This is a genomic window from Budvicia aquatica DSM 5075 = ATCC 35567, from assembly GCF_000427805.1.
GTDB lineage: Bacteria > Pseudomonadota > Gammaproteobacteria > Enterobacterales > Enterobacteriaceae > Budvicia > Budvicia aquatica.
Genome location: NZ_ATYS01000026.1, coordinates 1 through 20,265, shown reverse-complemented (window position 1 = coordinate 20,265; position 20,265 = coordinate 1). Strand labels below are relative to the sequence as shown.

Here is a 20,265-nt window from a genome sequence, read left to right as displayed (position 1 = left end):
AGAAAATCAAACCGTTGATAAATACAAACGAAAGGATAAAGCGTTTATAGGCGGAGAGCCTAAAAAAGCTACAAAAAATATTTTCTTAAACCGAGTTATCCTGCTATCTGTCCTACGAACATGATATAAATAGACACTCCAAGGATCGATATCTCTCATTAAATTGACTTAGTGGTGAAAAATGAAAGCTGAAATAAAAACGTTGTTACTCGCCTTATCCCTGAGCGTTCTGCCGGGTGTCGCTATTGCCGCCTCCGGCATTTCGAAAAATGATGTAAATAATTTCTCCACCATTCCGTTTCCGACGGTAAGTGAAAAGCCCCAGTGGGTTCAGGTTTTTAAAGACGGGACCGCCGGTGGCCTGTTAATTGATAAGGCATCAATAAGAATGGAAAACCGTCTTGGTACTGACTATATCGTTTATCGGGAAAAACAGAGCACCTCAGCCGAGCACTGTGGCGGTGTATCCTGTACCGCGATAACTTACTACGTCATGATCCCAGAGAAAGTTGCTGCCAATGCCCTGCTTACACAGAATTTTGACTCGTCAGGCAGCCTGAAAAGCCAGAGCTATTATGACGTTGAAAGCTGGAATAATATGGATGTATATAGCAACGACGCGGCGGCTAATGCGGTACTTGAGTATTTGAAAAAACAGGTCGGTCAGGATAAATTCGGCCAACCAGAACACGTGCAAATTGGCGGCTAACCCGCTCATGACTCAGGCGGCAGACAGCTAAATCTCCCGCCTGATGGCAGCTTAAGGGCGTTCATCGCGCCCGATTCGACGATCAATATCTATCACTACCTCAGGCAGTTGCGCCGGGGTATCAATAACCTAGTGGGCTCCTGCTGCCGGTATGATGAAAAGTTAAAAAATTATTTTAGGTCGCCGGAGCGAGGGTTACTGACATCTCAAGGGCATTGACCGGGCAAACAAAAGCACACTCACCACAGCCGTCACAGTCAGCATTTTGGATAACCGGCGGCGTATTACTCTGCCACCGTATCGCCTTTTTCTGGCAGCGATCGGCACAGCTATCACAGTACATATAGGTATTCTGGCAGGGATTATTCAGGGCCGGGCGAGCATTAATCTGAAACTCACTCTTTTGCAGAGCCCCGACAGAACAGGCCTGAATACAGGCATCGCAACGACTGCAGTAGCTGGAGAGAAAGTCCAACTCAGGGCGTTGTTCCTTGAGGACTATCACCCCTTCAGGACAGGCTGATATGCAATCGGCACAGCCGGTACAGGTTTTGTTAAACAGCGCTTCGCTAACAGCGCCAGGAGGTCGAATGACCGTAGCCACGCACAGGCTGTTTATGGCTTGGTCTGCTGGAGGAACGCTACCTGCACCTTTGAAAATACCGCGCAATAAGCCCCTGCGGCTAATCGTCCGGTGTTCCAGATAGGCTTTATAGTAGCGTTGATCTTTCATCAGAGATGGAGAACTGCAGGGCTGACCTGAAGATTCATCTGCTCTTTCAGGCGGCTTAAGTAAACCGTAGCAACGTCTGCCAGCACAGGATAAAACGGCTGCTCAGTTTCGGTTTGTTTCACCAATTCAAGATAGCGCTCAGCCCAGGGCAGCAAATACTCGCTGATTAAGCGGGCAGCAGACTCCGGCTTATCCGCTTCAATCAGATAGGCGAAAGCCATCAGCATCAGGCCAAAATGGTCGTCAGGCTCCGGGTTTTGCGTATCCGTGACCATGCCTTGACTGGCAAGGAAATCACGATAGGCTAAAGTCGATTCGCCCATCAATAAGTTTTCCCGTTCTAAATAGACAGAACTCCACGGCGGAGCCGGCATAACCCCCTGCCCTTCAAACAGTATCGAATAATCGTAAACCAGTGACTCAGGATCAATTTGATGGATGCTTGAACAGGCCTTACGAACAGCATCAGCGTCCGGCCACGGAAAGAGATCCGCCAGTTCAGGCAGTGTCAATATTAGGCGCTGAACCCCGTCTGAATGCGGAGGATAATAAAAACAGGCACCCAAAATACGGGGAACGGTAGTATTTAGCAGAGTCAAAAAAATAGCCTTCTCAGAGAAAATAATATCCGGCCAGCCCGAACGATGGGGTTGGCCGGAGATAGCCAAATTACATGGCTACAGCCCAAAGGTTATAGAATGCAATCCGGCCTGCCAGTTCACCAATCACTACGGCCACTGCGCCACAGAACAGAATTGAGCCACAGCTTTGCTTTTTAATCAACGCTATCGCACCAATCAGCACCGCCAGCGACAGACAGAAAATCTGTACGCTCCAGAATAAGTTCTGGGCAGAAGCCAGTTGAGGAGAAATTTGATTCACTAAGCCTAAATAATCCGGCTTGGCTATCAGGCTGATGATTCCGCCAATCAGTAACAACACACCGCCAGCGCGACGGGCGCCAACTAATACCGCACAGGCTCCACCGCCGATCAGAACCGTTAACCACATTTGTAATGAGGTATGCACGGTATTCCAGTTATCAACGGTTTCCAGTTGATAAACCTGAGTGATAGACCAGGCGAAAGCCAAACCGACCAGAATAGTCACACCATTGAAGATATTAGCCAGACCGGTATTTTTCTTCACTGAGGTGAAGAAAACCGTACAGCACAGCAGCCCGAAGAACGCACCGCTGAGCAGAATCTCATTGCTCATCGGTGAGCGGCCAAGGCCGGATAACATATTCATCGCCCGCAGCGGCTGCCCGACGTGCAGAGTACCAATAAGTAAACCGATACCCATCAGGCCGAAAGCCAATAAACTGGCACGTTTTAACAGAGGTTGCTCAGTCAAACCACACCGATCGCTAATCAGCGTCAGTAACAGCAGGCCTACGGCACTCTGACCAAATACGGTGAAAAATACTAACGGTAATTCATGCATTTTAGACCTCCGCCGGATTCTGAATATGACCGGATGTATCACCCGTAGGTTTAGCATCCCGATGCGCTTTAATCACCAGATTAGGCTTGGTCAGCTTAGGGTCCGGTAACGGTGCAATCGCATCTTCATTGCCATATTTTTCACGTAGCAACGTAATGTCATCAAAATCCAGAGCGCGCTGTGGACAAGACTCTACGCATACTGGCTTTTTACCTTCAGCCACTCGCTGATAGCAACCATCGCACTTGGTCATCACATTATTGGTGGCATCAAACTGCGGTGCACCATACGGACAGCGCATTTCACAGTACCGGCAACCGACGCAGGTATCTTGGTTAACCACCACTAAACCATCTTCTGCACGTTTATGCATAGCTCCGGTCGGACAACCGGCAACGCAGGTCGGCTCAGAACAGTGGTTACAGGCAATTGACAGATAATAGTTGAACACGTTCTGGTTCCAAATATTACCCTGTTTGGCCCAGCTACCGCCGCCATACTCATAAACCCGGCGGAACTTAGGACCCAGTTCTAAATTTTTCTCGTCTTTGCAGCTGATCTGACAGGTCTTACAGCCAGTGCATTTGGAGCTATCCACATAAAAACCATATTGTTTCATCACTGTCTCCTTATGCACGTTTTACGTCAACGAGGTTGGTGTGTTGAGGGTTGCCTTTGGCCAACGGCGAAGGACGCTGAGTGGTTAAGGTATTGATACACCCGCCCACATCGATGCCTTCCTGATTGGTATTACGCCATGCCCCCTGAGGTACACCGATTACGCCCGGTAAAATCCGTTCGGTAATTTTGACAGCGATACGAATACGGCCACGACCGTTGAAAATCTCAGCCATATCACCGGATTTTAGCCCGCGAGCTTGTGCATCGACCGGATTCATCCACGCCATATGCGGTACCGCTTCGCGTAACATCGCGACCGAATAATAGGTTGAGTGGGTATGACCTTTAGTGTGGAAACCAATCATCTGTAACGGATAGGTTTTCAGCATTTCGGTATCACTGACGCCTTCAAAGGTCGGGCAATATTCAGCCACCGCCGGAATGCGATCGCCCTCGGTCAGGATCCACTCTTGGCCTTTTTGCGCCAGAGCTTCAGAATAAATTTCAATTTTACCTGACTGAGTTTTCAGCGGGTTGGCCTGTGGATTATCACGATAATCCTTCAGCGCGATATGCTTGCTGCTGTCAGCCAAAATGCGGTCAATGATGCCTTTACCGTTAGTTTCAGCAAAGGTTGGTAACGACGGATTCTTTTCACGCATTTTGTTATAACAAAACTCAATCCATTGCTCGTGAGTGCGCCCTTCCGTAAAGGTATCGCGGATCCCCATTTTACCGGCGATCTCTGCCAATACGTCATAAGACTGGCGGCTTTCCCAAAGAGGCTCAATGGCATTTTGCAGACGAGTAAAGTAGTGATAGGCACCGCTGGCATAGGAGTTATCGATCAGGTCGTTAGACTCCACAGAGGTTACATCAGGTAATAGCAGGTCCGCATACTTGGCGCTGGCCGTCATATGGGTTTCCCATACTAAAACGAACTCACACATGGATTCGTCTTGTAAAATAGTATGGGTTTTATTGGAGTCAGAGTGTTGGTTTAACATCACGTTACTGGCGTAGTTCCACAGGAACTTGATGTTAGTATCCAGCCGCTCTTTACCAAGAACGTGGGCATTCTTGGCGGTCATCTCGGTACCGCGAAATATAGCGTCGGTCCACATAAAGCATGGAATAACCGTTTTTACCGGATTAGGGATAGCAAAGCCCGGCACCGAATACTTAACGTTTCCGCCCCATGCACCGGTGTTAGTACCGGCTTTACCGATATTGCCGGTCATCAGTGGCAACATCATCACTGCACGGGAAGCTTGCTCACCGTTGGCGGTACGCTGTAAGCCCCAGCCCTGAGAGATCCATGCCGCTCTGGCATTACCAATTTCACGAGCCAGTTGAATAATACGGGTTTCTGAAATGCCGGTAATTTCACTTGCCCAGGCCGGCGTTTTTGGCGTCGCGTCGTCGCCATTACCCAGAATATAATCTTTATATGATGCGTTTGCCGGTGCTGATTCAGGCAGCGTTGTTGCATCCCAACCCACGCAATACTGCTTAAGGAAATCTTCATCAGTCAGATTTTCCTTAATCAACACGTAGCCCAGCGCCGCAACCAATGCGCCATCAGTACCCGGATAAATCGGTACCCACTCGGCATCCAGCGTAGTCACGCTGTCTGTCATACGCGGGTCAATAATGATGACTCGGGCCTTGCTCTGCTCCAGAGCATGCAGGGTTTCATAAAACTGACCGCCGCCGGACATTCGGGTTTCAGCCAGATTATGACCAAACATTACCACCAGATCGGAGTTCTTAATTTCTGACAGCAGGCTTTCGCTCACGCCGCCATAGATATAAGGCATCACGGTATTAATCTGAGCCGTTGAATAGGTTCCGTGTTGGTCAAGGAATCCGCCAACTTGGCTTAGCAAACGTTTACAGGCATTTCGGCCCTGTAAGTTTGCTCCGGTAGTTCCGCTACCGTATTGATAATAGATAGCTTCGTTACCGTGCTTCTCAATGGTTTGCTTTAGCTTATCCGCCACAATGGTTGTGGCCTCATCCCAGCTAATGCGCTTGAATTTACCTTCACCGCGTTTTCCGGTGCGCAGCATCGGATATTTTATCCGGTCAGGATTATAGGTTCTCCAGCGGACAGAACGGCCCCGTAGGCAAGGACGAATCTGATGCTCGCCGAATACGGAATCATCATAAATCGTTTCTGTGGCGATTTTGGTAATCACACCTTCTTTCACATGAACCTTTAACGGACAGCGGCTACCACAGTTAACTAAACAGGCGCTGTAGCTATAGGTTTCACTAGCATCAGTTGCCGGCGCAGTGGTTGCGCTGGCAGCAAATGGTAGCGTGATAGACCCGGCAACGGCAGCGGCGCCTGTTACAGCAACTGAAGTTTGAATAAATTCCCGTCGGGTTACATTTCCCGCTTGAGGTATTTTTTTTGTGTGCATCGACATTACCCTCATGGTAATAACAATAAGATATAAAAAAATTCTATTTATTATGTGGAGTGATAATACAATTAATTGATAGCGACGTTGAATGATCTACATCAACGGATTCAGGCATAGAATAAATATTTAAACCCATTGATAAATTGTTAATTTATTTAGATTATTTAATTAGTTAACTTATACTCACAATTAAAATAATTAGTGGATGTTACTGATTTTATGTGATTGAGACTTTAGTGAGTACCGACAAAGAGTTATGACGACAATAATATTTATCGCGAGAGAAGATCGAGGATATTAATGTATATCAACACCGATAAAGGTATATAAAAACAACAACCGCTATATAAATAAATACATTCCGAAATATTAACTCAAACAGACGTTAATATTTCGAATAATAAATACCAGATTAAACTTAGCTAATTAGAAAGAAGCTATAACGCGCAATAATCTCAGCGATAATCGTCACTAAACTGCCAAAAACCAGCATCTCGGCATATTTAGCCACAACCTGACTGCGCCCTTGGTAGATAGCCAGTACAACCAGCAATAGTCCGAATAATCCCATCAGCCATCCTGACAAACGTAAACCGGCTGACTGATTAAACTGAGCGACAGCATCAATCGGGAAAGTGACACCGCCGGCCAAAGATAACGTAGGTAATGCGCTGATATAACAAGGCAGAACGACTAAACGACCAATCATGCCAATGCCAATAAACAGCGCGGCAACGAACACTATTTTAAAGCTAAGTGCATCACTGAGCTGACCTTTAACCCGAGGAGCCATCAACAATAGGCTAATACAGCCCCCCAATGTCAGTATCGAACCGAAAAAGGTAAATTGAGTATTGATATGTGCCCAGGTGGCGACCATGGTGTGACGATAAACCTCAGCCATACAAAAGATGTCAATCAAACCAACGATTGCGGCAATCAGCAGTAAGGTCGGAAACACCCGCTTGGTCATCAAGGTACGCAAAGTCACCAGGCAGATGACGCCAAAGAAGGTGCCGGTAAAGATAATCTCCCTGCTGAGCCATGAACTTCCCGCGTGGCGAATCGAGTTAACAGCATTTATCGGGTAGCCTAAATGGGCAACGGAGAATAACAAACCGATGCCGGTCATCAGGCAGGTAAGCAGTAATACCGGGCGGACTAGCTGGAAGCTCAGAGCTTCTCCGCCGGTTTTATTGATCCAACAGCCAAACAGCCCTGCCAGCAGGATGGTCCCGACTGAAGCCTGAATCAACAACGTAAAAGCGATAAGTGGCCATTCATGCATGTCTATTTACTCCCTACTTCTGCACCGGAATGCGCTTTAACCACCAGGTTCGGATGCGTTATTGTTGACCCAGGTAACCCCTGAACATCACTTAATGAGCCATATTGAGCCCTTAACGCTGCGATCGGGCCATATTTAATCGCCCCCAGCGGGCAGGTTGCCACACATACCGGTTGCTCACCTTTAGCCTGTAGGTCAACGCAGAAGTCGCATTTCGACATCTGGCCGGCCTGGGTATTCATTTGAGGAGCACCATAAGGACAGGCCCATGAGCAATATCCACAGCCAATACATTTATCCGTATTGACCATCACAATGCCGTCGCCTTCGCGCTTATGCATTGCAGTCGTCGGACAGTGCTTCACACAGGCCGGATCGTCGCAGTGATTACAGGAGATAGATAAGTTATAGGCATAAACATTGTTCAGGTATCCGCCCTGCCCGTTATCAATAAAGCCGCCGCCGTGAAGTTCATACACCCGCCGAAAGCGTCGCCCGACCTCAAGATCGTTCTTATCTTTGCAGGCAACCTGACAGGCTTTACAGCCGGAGCAGAGTGAAGAATCAATAAAGAAGCCCAGCTGTTGATGACTGACCGGTTTAATTTCAACAAATTTCATCATGCTTTTTTCACCTCAACCAGTAATGTCTGATGGGAATTTCCCTTAGCCAGCGCTGTAATTCGGGCCGATGTCAGAACATTAGGGCAGCCACCGCGATCGACTCCGTCTTTGTCCGGGCTCCACCAGGCACCGGCTCGCATAGCAACCACGCCGGGCATAACTCTGGGGGTAATTTCCACAGGAATAATGCTCACACCCCGGTCGTTATAAATTCGGACTTCATCACCTTCAGCCAGCGATCTTCGCTCGGCATCTGCCGGGTTCATCCAAAGGGTCTGCAGATGTACCTCCTGTAGCCACGGATTGGCATACTGCGTTGAGTTAGCCCGATGCTTTCCTTTCCAGGTAATCATTTGTAGCGGGTACTTATCCTTCAGGGCATCTTCCGGGCCTTCATGGGCCGGCACGTAATGAGAAAGCGCGGGAATTTCAGGGTTATTCATGTCATACAGGCGCTGGGAGAAAATCTCAATTTTGCCGGACGGCGTCGGGAACGGATGATTAGCCGGATCGCTGATGTTTTTTGCAAAAGCAACGTGAGGCTGACTTTTAAACAGGTGCTGGCGCTGTTTGAGTAGCTGTTCAAAGGTCGGCAGGTTTTCATCCGGCATCGCCAAACGGGTTTGTTCAACAATCAATTCTATCCATTGCTTCTCATCACGACCTTCACTGAATGCGGGTTCGACGCCCAGTTTTTCCGCCACTTCCCGCAGCCATTCATAATCAGACCGGCGTTGGAAGTCAGGTTCGATAAGCTTTTCCGACAGCATAAAATAGCTGCCCGTTCCCCAGGTTTCGCCAATATTCCAGCGTTCCATAAAGCTGGTTTCAGGTAGCAAAAGATCGGCATATTTAGCACTTGGCGTCAGATAGAGATCGCTGGCAACAATAAACTCCACCTTAGATTCATCTTCCAGCAGTTTAACCGCCTGATTGATATCCGGGTTCTGATTAGCCATATAGTTACCGGCCAGTGAGAATATCATCTTGATATTGGTATCTAATTTATCGGCGTCTTTCAGCCCGTCTTCCGGCCTGACTTTAGACGCATCATCAACGGCCTGCATCCAGTTCATAATAGAAATTCTGGCTTTAACCGGATTATCCCCTTGCTCAACGCCGGTCATAAACTTACGGCTGGCAATACCACCGTATCCTCCGGCCCACCCGCCTTTAACCCCTACGTTGCCGGTAATGGTTGCCAATAGCGTTGAACCACGGGCGCTGCGCTCGCCGCAGTTGTGTCGCTGTGGTCCCCAGCCTTGAATCAGGGCGGCCGGTTTAGTGGTTGCGTAATTCCGGGCTAGTTGACGAATAGTTTGAGCAGGCACTTTAGTGATTTTTTCAGCCCATTCCGGGGTTTTCAGTACGCCATCTTTCTTACCGGTCAGGTAGCTGATTAAAGATTCATTTTCAGCTACGCCTTCAGGCATACTTGATTCATCAAAGCCCAGCGTGTAGCGGTCGATAAAGGCTTTATCATGCAGCCCTTCAGTGACGATTACGTACATCATGGCGTCCATCAGCGCATTGTCCGTTGTCGGTAATAACGGAATCCATTGATCGGCAAAGCTAATGGCTGAATCCGAATAGCGGGGATCCACCACAATAAAACGCGTGCCGTTTTTCTTCATCTGCTGATAGAAGTGGTTAGTATGGCCGAAAATAGTTTCAGTCGGATTATGCCCCCACAAAATCACCAACTTGGTGTCGAGTAAGGTATCCAGGGAACTGCCGGATGCGGCTGTACCATAGGTATAAGGCGTTGCCGCTGCCGTATTCCCCATGCTTACAGAGTGGTAATATCTCAGGTATCCGCCGGTTAAGTTAAGCAGCCGCTTTACCATTGTATTACCCGAGAAAGCACCGCCTGAAACACCGGTTGCAGTATGAACAAAGCGCGATGCCGGACCATGTTGGGCGGTAATTTGTTTCATCTTCTCAGCAATCAGAGTGGTGGCATCATCCCAACTGATTTGCTTAAATTTCCCTTCTCCGCGTTTCCCCACCCGTAACATGGGATATTTAAGCCGATTAGGATGATAAACAAACTTACGGTACCCGCGCCCACGAACGCAGGCTCGCATCACCGGCATTTCAGGATCTAATGCACCTTCTGGCCGGGAGCTAATACGTACCACGGTGCCCTGCTTTACATGGGCCCGAATATCACATTTACCCCCACAGTCAAAGGTACTACAGGTTTGAACTACCCGCTCTTCCTCACCAAGGTCGGGTAATCCTGTTTTCGAATCAGCAGTATCAGCGGCTATCGATTTTGAAGTAATAAAAGGGAGGGTAACAAGCGCCGTACCTGTTTGTAAAAACTGGCGCCTATTAATGGTGAATTGGCTGAATTCTTTTGATTCAGTGGTATTGTTATCGTTATTTTTCATAAGGCTGCTCACATAAATAAAATGAGTATAGGGAATTTATTTATGCCAACAGTTGATAACAATCAATTATTAATACCTATATATACGTATTCCATCAGATTGTTTTATTAATATGAAACACGCGCCTTTAAAATTATTTCACTTCATTTAAATGATAGTGATTATCATTTAATATAACTAAAATTATCATTAGTTATCAATAAATTAAAAACAACCAATAATGGAAAATAAAGAAAAATACAAAAACAGCCGCTATTTTTCAAAAAATATCATCGCATTCATACGACGGTATAAGAATTCAATGATTGGGTTAAAAATAAGAATATAAACAAACTAAAAATGCGCAATAACATAATGAGTTTTTACGATAGAAATATAGCCAAAATAATTCGAGTTGCATCGCGGCGGCAAACAGCAGCCTCGGAGAGGTGAGGCCCATGGATGGGCCGAATAGTCCCGATGAGCTTGCTCAGGTAAGTGATTCGGGTGAGTAAATGCAGCCAACAAAGATGCAGCTTGAAGTATGACAGGTATAAACACGGCGGAATAAATTGCGCCGTGTTTATTTAATCTACCAATCAGAAGCTGACTTTCACCCCTAAATTACCGCTATAACCTTCCATATGAGAGTCAAATCCCTTGTGGTATTTAGCATTACATGGCGTTATTGAATACGCTGAACTTTTACCCGTTATCAGATTCATAACCCCCACATATCTTTAATTGAATAATTAATTGTCTATTTATTACTCAGCACCTGACAACTGTCATGCTATAGTAATGACAGCTGTCAGATAAAACAGAGAGATAAAACATGATGACTAACAAATCCCAATACAGGCTCACAGAATCAACGCATCACGCACAGCCAAAACTTTGGCAAAGTGCAGGGTTGCCTGCAAGTGGCGGAATTGAATTGATTAATGCCATTCAAAAAGGTTTATCCATTGATATCATCACTCGACTCAACGATGAACTGGACGTATCAAAAATGTATATTCTGAATGCCACCGGAATCAATGAGCGTAGCTTTGCCCGACGCAAAACAGAACATGGCAGGCTAAAGCCGGAAGAGAGCGAGCGAGTTGCTCGTTTGGTACGGATTATGGATTCGGCCATTGCCCTGTTTGAAGGTGACAAAAAGGCAGCCGTCGAATGGTTCAATACGTCGGCCAGTACCTTAGGCCATCATTCACCAAAAGAAATGCTGGCCACTGAAACCGGTGCACTGGAAGTCACCAACTTAATCGGCCGGCTGGAACACGGTGTGTTTTCATGAGGTTTTATCGAATTATTAAAACCAAACACATCAGCTCTGCATGGTCCGGCTTTGGAGCAGAGCAATACGGCGGGCGCTGGAATCATCCCGGCTATGCCGCAATTTATGTCGCATCGAGCCTCTCTTTAGCTATGCTAGAAATGCTGGTTCATCTGCAAAAAAGCCAGCTAATGGATAGCTATAGTATGCTGACCATTGACGTTCCTGACGAACAAATTATCGAATTAGACAGCTCGTCATTAAGCCGACATTGGCAGAATTATCCGGCACCCGATGAAACCATGGATATTGGCGACAGTTGGTTAGAGAGCTACTCCTCGGTCGCCTTGCTGGTTCCCTCGGTTATCGTACCCGCAGAATATAATGCCATACTTAATCCGCACCACCATGAGCTGATCGCATACTTAGAATCTGTGGAACAAAGACCGCTAAAATTTGACCAACGGCTACGAGGAAATTAAGCTCTCCGGCGTTCTATTTTGTCTATATAACTTCGAGGGTTAAACCGTAGAGTAAGCCCTATCAGGATAATCACCAGCACGCCGTGCAGTAGCCAACCGGCCTGATAACTGCCGGTAAGATCTCTTAAAACACCGGAAAAATAAGGCGTAGCCCCTGCCAATAAAAAGCCGATTCCTTGCATAAATGCCACCAACCGTCCGGCTAATAGCGGCTCTTTATGGTGTTCTAATGCCAATATCAGACAAAGAGGAAAAGCACCACCCAATCCGATTCCACAGGCTAAAGCCCAAGCTACAGGGAAAAGCGTAGGAGCGAGTAAAAAGCCACCAAAGCCAATCAACTGCAGTAACAAAGTAAGTAATAGCAGCGGACGCCTATCGGAGCCTCGAATGAATAGCGGCAGCAATAATGCCCCGAAAACCTGACCTACCGTCATTAAAGCCAGTAAAATGCCACTGGCTCCAGGCAACCATCCAAGCTGAATATAGAATGGCGGAAGCCAGGCAATCAGGCTCATATATCCGCCGTTAATCAGTCCAAAATAGAGGCCCAGCAACCAGGCTCTTGGACTTGAAACCCATTTTAATGACCGAGGTTGGCTAGCTATCACTGGCGGAGAAATATGGCGCCCGATCGACCACCAACAAAGCAGCGCCAATATTGCCGGTAACGACCACCATGCCAGCGCACTATGCCACTGAGTACTGAAGTGACTAATTTCAGGCGTTAGCCATGCCCCAAGACCACCGCCCCCCATTAATGCTGCGGCCCACAAACCGGTGACCATCGGCATTCTATGGGTGAAATTGCGTTTAATCACTGATGGGATAACGGCCTGAATAACACCAATGCCTAATCCGCCCAGCAATGCACTGCCTAAAAGCAAAGAGGCTGAGGGAGGAAACTCACGAATAAGCGCCCCCAATACGATGGCCAATAAGCTCAAGCTTATCGCCGTTCGCTCCCCCCATAAACGGCTTAGCCAGCCATTGGCCAGAGCAAGAACGCCCATCATTAATACCGGTAGCGTAGTCAATAATGCGGCGGTGCTAAAACTCATTCCCGTTGCCAAACGAATCTCCGGCAACAGCGGTCCGATGGAGGTAAGCAACGGCCGTAGGTTAAGACCTATCAATACCAGAGTGATGAGTAAGAAACATCGCTTGCCTGACGCTATCACCGATTGCTCTCTCTTATTGCGTTGAAAAAATATGCCTCAATCAACTCTACATTGGTCAACACGCTTTTAAAATAGATGATGGAAAATCTCTGCCTGTCAAAATATGTTTAGCCACAAAGCTAACATGCTATTTCTAAACGTTAAAAATAGTGATACTTTGATTTTTATTTTATCTTCCCAGCGTCCCGGCCCAGAGAGTTGACCATGCCCTTACTTGAACAGCTAATTGAAGGTATTCAACGTAAAAAAGAAGATATTTACCTGCAATACGGTAAAGTTTCGCCTGAGAAGCTACTTATCGTTATGCGAAAAGACGATATGCATGAGCTATTTAAGCTGCGTTATAACAATAAAAACTCACCGCACATCACGATGACTCCCAGCTATCTGCTCAAAGTTATGGATATAAAAGTGATTACCGCACCTGAAGACGTGTTAAAAGGAAAGCTGTTTCTCCTGACAATGATCGTCTGACCCTATTTATTCTTCCCGCCATGGAACATATCCCCCCTGTTAGTGGTCAAACAGCCAGTACCAAAACAGGGAATATTGACAGCTATTTTGAGACGCTAATTCATGCGATGCTAATCCATGAGCTAATCTTTAGGAAAAGAGAGTAAGCGACTCAAGGTTCACCAATTACAGGGATATTAATATGGGAAACATTCTTAACTTCATTGCCAATATACTTTTAGTCATCAGTATATTAATCATTGCTTACGGTGCTTTTATTGCCATATTTTGCTTTATTAAAAGTGAAATAAAAAATGGTGCTGCCGATTTCAACGGCCTAAGAAAAGCACGAACCAAGCTGGGTTCATACCTGTTGTTGGGGTTAGATATCCTGATTGCGGCTGATGTTCTGAAAACCATTTTGGAACCAGACTACAGACAGCTAGCCTCACTACTCACCGTGGTGATTATTCGAACCGTGTTAGCACTATTGATTAACCGCGATATCAAAGCATTTTCAGCCCCTGAATCTCCGGTAATCATGCAGCCTGAGCCGCATCAACCTCAACAACCTAAGCCCTCAACTGACCAGACAGAAACAGATGCAGCTAAAGCTTCCGGACCTAAATTAGAAAAAGACATCTGACTTATTTTTATGGGTGATGCATTTCATTGGTCAGTTTATCAATGATAAAAACCGGATCGTTAAGCACTAATACCGATCGGTTAAGCATGTCTATATGATGTTCCACTCAATCGTCATCCCGGCGCAAGCCCACTGCTGTCCGGGATAAATACAACAATATGTTGGTTTTAAAAGGGTCAAACGCAGGGAGAGCTTTACTGGCTACTTCCTGTCGCCAGCTCTTTGGCCAACACTCCGTGTTGTTCAACGCCGTTCCCTAAGGCTTTGTCCGTTGGGGTCGTAGCGGCGAAAGCCGCCGGAGCGCCCGTTATATCTAGGAAAGCTAGGCCCGGAGCTCATTGAGCTTAAAAATATCGCCCCTCGGCCGCTAGAAAAAGATTATATTTCGACATTCTTTTTGCGGACGAAATTTACGATAAAACTAAATTGAATCATTTTGTCATCAATTGGTTGAAGTGGACTCTATTTATCCCGGACAGCAGTGGGCCGAAGCCGGAACGCGAGCCGTAGGCGAAGCAAACATTCGCTATGCGACGGGCATAACGACCTTAGGGGCGGTGATTTAGGGGAACGACTTAAGGGCCGAACCCCATTTTCTCTTAATCAATACTTAAATATACGCCCCAAAAATCAGGCAATTCTACTTGTTATCTTTCGATCCCATAACTTCCCGAGCCAGCTTCAGCACAATAAACCCTAAGCCTAAAACGCCAAGAATTAACATGCCCCACAGCAGCCATGTTTGCCACTGACTGCTGCTCTGTGCCGGATCTGTCGCTTTCAGACGTTCTTCACCGCCCAGAATAAAGGGTTCAGCGAGATAAGCCTGCGGTAATCCGGATAATCCGTCAGCCGGTAATTCACTCGCAGGAACCAACTGCTTAGCATCAATACTGGCTGATGAGGCTAAATGGGATCCCCAAGCTAAAGCATAAGGCGGGCTGCCCTGAGCATTAAATATTACGTCAACCTGACTTCTCTTACCGGTTACCGTAGGAGGCAGTTCCCCCCAGCTACCGCTAATCGCTTTAATCCGGATGGCCTGAACCAGAGATTGATCCAACGCCAGCGGCTCTGAAGCACGGTTGTCTTCCATTTGATAAATAACCGTTTTAGCTAAAGGCAGCCATTGCTCGTCCGTTGCCTGGCTACGGTACTCAACGCTGATAGGTAATACCGTATTGTTTTCATTGAGTAAAATCGACAGGCTGGACAACGGTTGAGGTCGAACTAAATGATACTCAACTTCCCTATCGGATATCACGGTAGCGCTAAAAGGCAGTTCAAACGTTTCAGTCTGAGAATAGCGATTAATCACCACACCTTCGGCTTTGGCAATAACGGGCGATGCAGCGTTGCCATCACCTTCAATCACCAGCAGCCAGTAGCGGGAATTGCGGCTGGTATTGTAGCCGTTGATATCAATATGATTCAGCAGCAGGCGCTCGGTTCCTGAAGTCAGGTCCATCAGCGGTGCATTCTCTGCCTGCTTATCCCACTCTTTCAGGTCTTCACTGCTGTACAGCGAAACCTTAGTCTGCCAGTTATTTTTTGGCCGATCCCAGCTAAGTAATATTTGGTTAAAGCCGCTGTCCAGCTTCGTCCCTTCATCTACCTGTAATAAAAATGAGGTCGCTGAAGCGCTATCGCCATCCTGATAGAGGTTGATTTCGACGCCGTTAGATGATTTTAAGGTGACCTTATTTTTAGCCTCTTCGGTAGTCGATTTAACCACGTTCATAGCCATCGGGAAGATATGCAACGGGATAACTTTCTGCTCCGTTTTTGGCGTGTCCACTTGGCTAAGCGCAAAGGTTACCGCCTTCCCCGCGTTGTTAAATACCCGAACATCGCGCAGATCGGGCCATGCGGTATTTAAATAAACAGATTCGGGCAAGGTCAAACGATAAAACGGCGACGTTTCATAGCTGCTCACCTCCGCGCCCTGATAGAAGTCCATCGGCGTCAGCGGCGCATCCTCTGCCTGAACAGAAAAAGCAAACGGTAGGCAAAGCATCGCCAACCCGGCTCTTAGTCGAAACGTTAGCATTGTTATATCCTTTAAAAACATCATGCCTTTGACTCCTTATCAATCCGCTGGCGAGGCGGTAACGGTGAGAAATATCCGACAATCAGCAGCAGCACGGCAACACCTAAGAATGCCACCGCCCGCGCCAGACCACCGCCGTTTGCACTGTCGACTAAGAACAATTTAGCAATCACAATCCCCAGTACTCCGGCACCGGCAAACCAGGCAATACGGCGTCCGGTGCGGGCAGAGTAAACCATACAAATCAGAGCCACTAATGCCCAAACAATGGCAAAGGTTGTCTGTATCAAGCGCGAAGCCCACAGCGTATCAAACCACCATGGTAAATCAGCATAGTGCGCCAACGCGCGCAGCAGGCTGCCATTCAACCACCAACCGGCAAGTCCCCAGACTACCCAAGGCGTCCAAAGTGTAATTAATGGTTGCATCTGCCCGGACAATGGCGCTATCCGGCGCAGGCTCACAAACAGCATTAATAGCCCGAATATCGCGCCCTCCTCCAGAGGATTGACCAACGGCACATAAGTCCAGTTAACGATCTGTCCGTCCAGCAAATTACCGTATGCCAACAGGCCGATAATGATGAATACCAATGGCAAGCTGGCCAGCCAGTATACCCTCGGATGGGCAGCAACCGGCCAACACGTCCTGCGCTCGGCAATCCACAGCCCTAAAATCACGATAGATGAACTGACAATTTGCAGATAGAAACGCCATTCGTTCATTCCCCAGGCAAGCTGATTAGCCCGCCAGAAAATTTCGGAACCGACAAGCAGTAAAACCATCCAGAATAGAGACAGGTGTAATCCGTTCGCCTGAGTCGGTTTAAGGTTTTGACCATCACGTTTAAGTAATAGTCCGGCGCTGGCCACCACCGCCAGCCAAATAAGGTTCCATGCCCCGTAATACAGCGGGTGAGAATGGATAGAGAGCTGAATGAACAGAGTAATTAATGCACCCGGCCACAGAAGCCAGACCATATTTTTCAGTTCCGGCCAGGCTAAACGTAAACCGACCTTTCGCCATATCCATACTGAAATACTCAGTCCCAAAAGAGAAATCAGTTCAGTATCCATAACGTAAGACATCAGAACCGGATCGATTGAGTAAACCAGTTGATAAAGGAACGTCGGGGCACTAATCAGCCACCATAGCCAGACCACGATACCGGCAATCAGTAAGCCGAAACTGAACTGAGGCCATAAGGCATTTTCCGAGCGGTAATGACGCCACAGCGCACCACCCGCAATCAGGCTCAAGAAAAGAACGGGCAGAACTAAAGCAATCGACGGATCCCATGAATAGTCTAAATACGCCGTCACCTGCGCCGCCAGCGCCAGAGCCAGTAAACCTGTTCCACTCCAGCTAATGCGCCGCTGGCCTTGCAGCAGGCCAAACCACAGAATACCAAGGCCTTCTAATGACCAAGCCAAAGCCGTCCACTGGGCTGACATTGCCAAAGGAATGGCCAAGGTGACAAAGCTCGCGCCTAAAGCCAGATAACCGATGGCGATACGGCGGCCTTGTTCAGGGAATCTACGCAGCGTTCCCCAGGTGATAATCAGATAAATAACACCAAAGCCCAGCGCAGAGAATGCCGGTCCGAATGGCCAGTGTTCAGTAATGATGTACTGCATACCAAAACCGATGAGCGGAGGACCAAACAGCAACGAACCGTCAATTGCCATATGCTGCTTGATCCGATTTTTCACGGAAAACAGCTGGGCCAATAAGCTAAATAGCACCAGATTAGCAATCAGGAATAGCTGACAGGAGAGATAATATTCTGGCTGGTAATTATTAGCGCCCCAAAGTGTTGCAATACCAAAGGTAAAGGCAAAGCCGATAAGGTTAAGCACCCGCCACGACTGCCAAACGCTGATAGCCAGAATACCGACAGATATCAGTAAATAATAAGAGAACAGCCCGACGTGATCGCCGCTGCCGGTAGATAGCATCACCGGCGCCAGATAGCCGCCAATACTGGCTAAAACCGCCAGACTCAAGGCCCGTTGCATCACCGCAAGGCCAACGCTGGCGGCACAAATAACCACCATCAGGGCAAAGGCAAACAGGTGAGGCAATAAGAAATAGAGCTTAAAGGCGGCAAATACCGTGATGTATAAAGCACCGACGGCACCGCCCTGCAAAATCAAACCATACAGTGGTTGCTTATTACGTAAACGCCAGCCCAACCCTAACAGCACAATACTGCTCAGTGCCGCGCCGGCTAAGCGTAACTCAATCGGGAACATATCCCGTTCGATTGAGTATTTGAGTAAATAACCGATACCAAAAAAGAGTAGCAGAATGCCGAGCTTGGCCACCGGATTGCCTTTAAAAAACCAAGACACTACGCCGGCAAGCGGATTAGCTACCGGCTCTGCTTCAGGCGGGCGAACGTTGGCTTTAGGCGTTGGCGCCGGAGCCGAAATAGTGGTATCAGCAGGTACAGCAGGTTGCTGCTGAGCGATAACCGGCTCGGCGATTAGGTCAACATTATGCGCCATTTCAGCCGGTGCAGTCACGGGCTCATCAGAGACTACTGCGGTTTGATTGACCGGCACCGGAGCAGCGCTCTCAGGCTGGCGAGGGGCGACCGGAATCTCTGACCATTCACGCTCTTTAGCCGCCAGTTGCTTCTGTAAGGCTTCAACCTGTTGCTTTAAACGCTGTGTCGCATCCCTTGCTTCACGACTCCGATTTAAAGCAATAATTGCCATAATAGGAGAGGCAATAAGAGCAAACAGAATCAATAATCCAATTAAGAATAACGAATCCATACTTATTCATCCTGAATAAAAAGTTATGTTAGTCTTACAGGAATCCCTTGGGCCGTCTACAACCGGTATTCGATATTGATATCCATGATAACGATATATTGTAACCTTTTATAAAAAATGGCGTCACTCTTCATCTAAATGGCTAAAACCCCCTTCAGGGATCCCTTGCCGCCAATAATTGATCAGATAAAACCGATCGCGGCTCAGGCGCAATTTTTGTTTAATCCCGCGGCGTAGTGCTTTAGCTAAACCACACTCCATTCCGCCCCAAATAAGCGGAGAAACGTTAGTCGGAATATCAATAGAGGTGACGGCTTCCACCAGTTGGCTCGGTTGCCCCTGATGCTGCACCAGCCAGATAATTTCGATACCGGCCGGGGCCTTAAGCGGGATACAATCAGAGTCTGAAGGCACTTCAATAATGGCTTTCCCCTGGGCATCATCCGGTAGCATTTCCAGGCTATAGCTGATAGCCGGTAGCGCAGAAATATCCCCGACCAACACCAGCCACTGACCGTTAAATGAGATTTTCCCGCCCGGCCCCCATATTCCCAGTTTATCGCCCGGTTTGGCATTTTTAGCCCACGACGAAGCAACACCGCCCTCATGGCTGACAAGATCAATGGTGAGCTGCTGTCGGTTCACATCAAAATGCCGCAGGCTGTAGGTTCTTAGCGTAGGACGTTCAATATTATCCGGCCAAACTAACCGCCCTTTCTCTGCATCAAACTCGGGCCACGCGAAACATCCGCCTCCTGCAGAAGGCGCCTGCATTACTTAAACACAAATCTCCAAAACTCAAGTAAACCTAGTTAACACCCGCAATCTAGAAGATATCCATTCTATCTAATTCAACTCAGAACTACCCCAATCAATATGTATATGTGTATAGAACTGTGTATAGTAATAATAGTAGATGTATAGCGAATGAGGATAACTTATGGCACTGACTGAACTTGAAATCCGTCACGCTAAACCGAAAGAAAAGCCCTATAGTAAACCTGACGGTAATAGCTTGTCGTTACTCATTGAACCTAATGGCTCTAAAGGATGGCGCTTCCGATATCGTTTTAGCGGTAAACCCAGAATGATGTCTTTAGGTACCTACCCTATTGTCTCATTGACGGAAGCTAGGCAAAAACGAGATGAAGCAAAAAAACTAGT

At 47.5% G+C, this 20,265-nt stretch carries 18 protein-coding genes; 6 read left to right on the top strand and 12 right to left on the bottom strand.

Translation table 11 applies throughout. The annotated features are described in order from the left end of the window. The first annotated feature begins 181 nt into the window (after positions 1–181). Complete coding sequence (locus tag YWE_RS0111650) at positions 182–709, top strand: hypothetical protein (RefSeq protein WP_029094693.1); 528 nt, start codon at positions 182–184, stop codon at positions 707–709. A gap of 175 nt (positions 710–884) precedes the next feature. Here YWE_RS0111650 and YWE_RS0111645 read toward each other — a convergent pair whose 3' ends face one another. The 8 genes from YWE_RS0111645 to YWE_RS0111610 all read right to left on the bottom strand — a co-directional run bounded on the left by YWE_RS0111645 (position 885) and on the right by YWE_RS0111610 (position 10,248). After that, positions 885–1,442 carry a 4Fe-4S dicluster domain-containing protein gene (locus tag YWE_RS0111645; RefSeq protein ID WP_036015831.1) on the bottom strand — a complete coding sequence of 186 codons (558 nt, stop codon included), beginning with the start codon at positions 1,440–1,442 and terminating at the stop codon, positions 885–887. Continuing rightward, positions 1,442–2,041 carry a molecular chaperone TorD family protein gene (locus tag YWE_RS0111640; RefSeq protein WP_029094691.1) on the bottom strand — a complete coding sequence of 200 codons (600 nt, stop codon included), beginning with the start codon at positions 2,039–2,041 and terminating at the stop codon, positions 1,442–1,444. The genes YWE_RS0111645 and YWE_RS0111640 overlap by 1 nt, the downstream gene beginning before the upstream one ends. A gap of 70 nt (positions 2,042–2,111) precedes the next feature. Further along, the gene (locus tag YWE_RS0111635; protein WP_029094690.1) at positions 2,112–2,888 is read right to left on the bottom strand and encodes a dimethyl sulfoxide reductase anchor subunit family protein; all 777 of its coding nucleotides are present in this window, start codon (positions 2,886–2,888) and stop codon (positions 2,112–2,114) included. A gap of 1 nt (position 2,889) precedes the next feature. Beyond that, entirely contained in the window at positions 2,890–3,507 is a 618-nt protein-coding gene (locus YWE_RS0111630) for a DMSO/selenate family reductase complex B subunit (RefSeq protein WP_029094689.1), read from the bottom strand. 10 nt (positions 3,508–3,517) lie between these two features. Beyond that, a complete protein-coding gene (locus tag YWE_RS0111625; RefSeq protein ID WP_029094688.1) occupies positions 3,518–5,938 on the bottom strand; it encodes a DMSO/selenate family reductase complex A subunit in 2,421 nt (806 codons plus the stop codon). A gap of 421 nt (positions 5,939–6,359) precedes the next feature. After that, positions 6,360–7,229: a dimethyl sulfoxide reductase anchor subunit family protein gene (locus tag YWE_RS0111620; RefSeq protein ID WP_029094687.1), complete on the bottom strand. Its 870-nt coding sequence runs from the start codon at positions 7,227–7,229 to the stop codon at positions 6,360–6,362. A gap of 2 nt (positions 7,230–7,231) precedes the next feature. Beyond that, entirely contained in the window at positions 7,232–7,852 is a 621-nt protein-coding gene (locus tag YWE_RS0111615) for a DMSO/selenate family reductase complex B subunit (protein ID WP_029094686.1), read from the bottom strand. Continuing rightward, the gene (locus YWE_RS0111610) at positions 7,849–10,248 is read right to left on the bottom strand and encodes a DMSO/selenate family reductase complex A subunit (protein ID WP_029094685.1); all 2,400 of its coding nucleotides are present in this window, start codon (positions 10,246–10,248) and stop codon (positions 7,849–7,851) included. Before YWE_RS0111610 ends, YWE_RS0111615 begins: the two co-directional genes overlap by 4 nt. Before the next feature lie 817 nt (positions 10,249–11,065). Between YWE_RS0111610 and parS the strand changes: the two genes are divergently transcribed. Together parS and YWE_RS0111600 are read left to right on the top strand one after the other, a co-directional pair. After that, positions 11,066–11,527, top strand: a complete 462-nt coding sequence (gene parS / locus YWE_RS0111605; RefSeq protein WP_029094684.1) for a type II RES/Xre toxin-antitoxin system antitoxin — start codon at positions 11,066–11,068, stop codon at positions 11,525–11,527. Beyond that, positions 11,524–11,988, top strand: a complete 465-nt coding sequence (locus YWE_RS0111600) for an RES family NAD+ phosphorylase (RefSeq protein ID WP_029094683.1) — start codon at positions 11,524–11,526, stop codon at positions 11,986–11,988. The genes parS and YWE_RS0111600 overlap by 4 nt, the downstream gene beginning before the upstream one ends. Here the strand turns inward: YWE_RS0111600 and YWE_RS0111595 are convergent. Then, the gene (locus tag YWE_RS0111595) at positions 11,985–13,169 is read right to left on the bottom strand and encodes a cyanate transporter (protein WP_029094682.1); all 1,185 of its coding nucleotides are present in this window, start codon (positions 13,167–13,169) and stop codon (positions 11,985–11,987) included. The two genes, YWE_RS0111600 and YWE_RS0111595, sit on opposite strands and share 4 nt — an antisense overlap. Before the next feature lie 204 nt (positions 13,170–13,373). Between YWE_RS0111595 and YWE_RS0111590 the strand changes: the two genes are divergently transcribed. Continuing rightward, complete coding sequence (locus YWE_RS0111590) at positions 13,374–13,643, top strand: hypothetical protein (protein WP_029094681.1); 270 nt, start codon at positions 13,374–13,376, stop codon at positions 13,641–13,643. A 181-nt stretch (positions 13,644–13,824) separates the two neighbouring features. Next, a complete protein-coding gene (locus tag YWE_RS27135; protein ID WP_051323306.1) occupies positions 13,825–14,268 on the top strand; it encodes a DUF1622 domain-containing protein in 444 nt (147 codons plus the stop codon). 640 nt (positions 14,269–14,908) lie between these two features. Here the strand turns inward: YWE_RS27135 and YWE_RS0111580 are convergent. From YWE_RS0111580 to YWE_RS27130, 3 genes are all read right to left on the bottom strand, one after another. Next, complete coding sequence (locus YWE_RS0111580; RefSeq protein WP_161628772.1) at positions 14,909–16,318, bottom strand: DUF3999 family protein; 1,410 nt, start codon at positions 16,316–16,318, stop codon at positions 14,909–14,911. A gap of 20 nt (positions 16,319–16,338) precedes the next feature. Further along, complete coding sequence (locus tag YWE_RS0111575; protein ID WP_029094679.1) at positions 16,339–19,101, bottom strand: DUF2339 domain-containing protein; 2,763 nt, start codon at positions 19,099–19,101, stop codon at positions 16,339–16,341. A gap of 123 nt (positions 19,102–19,224) precedes the next feature. Beyond that, complete coding sequence (locus YWE_RS27130) at positions 19,225–19,875, bottom strand: siderophore-interacting protein (protein WP_051323305.1); 651 nt, start codon at positions 19,873–19,875, stop codon at positions 19,225–19,227. A gap of 166 nt (positions 19,876–20,041) precedes the next feature. Here YWE_RS27130 and YWE_RS27125 point away from each other — a divergent pair. Next, positions 20,042–20,265, top strand: a 224-nt coding sequence (locus YWE_RS27125; protein WP_036015828.1) for an Arm DNA-binding domain-containing protein, incomplete at its 3' end; no start/stop codon positions are given.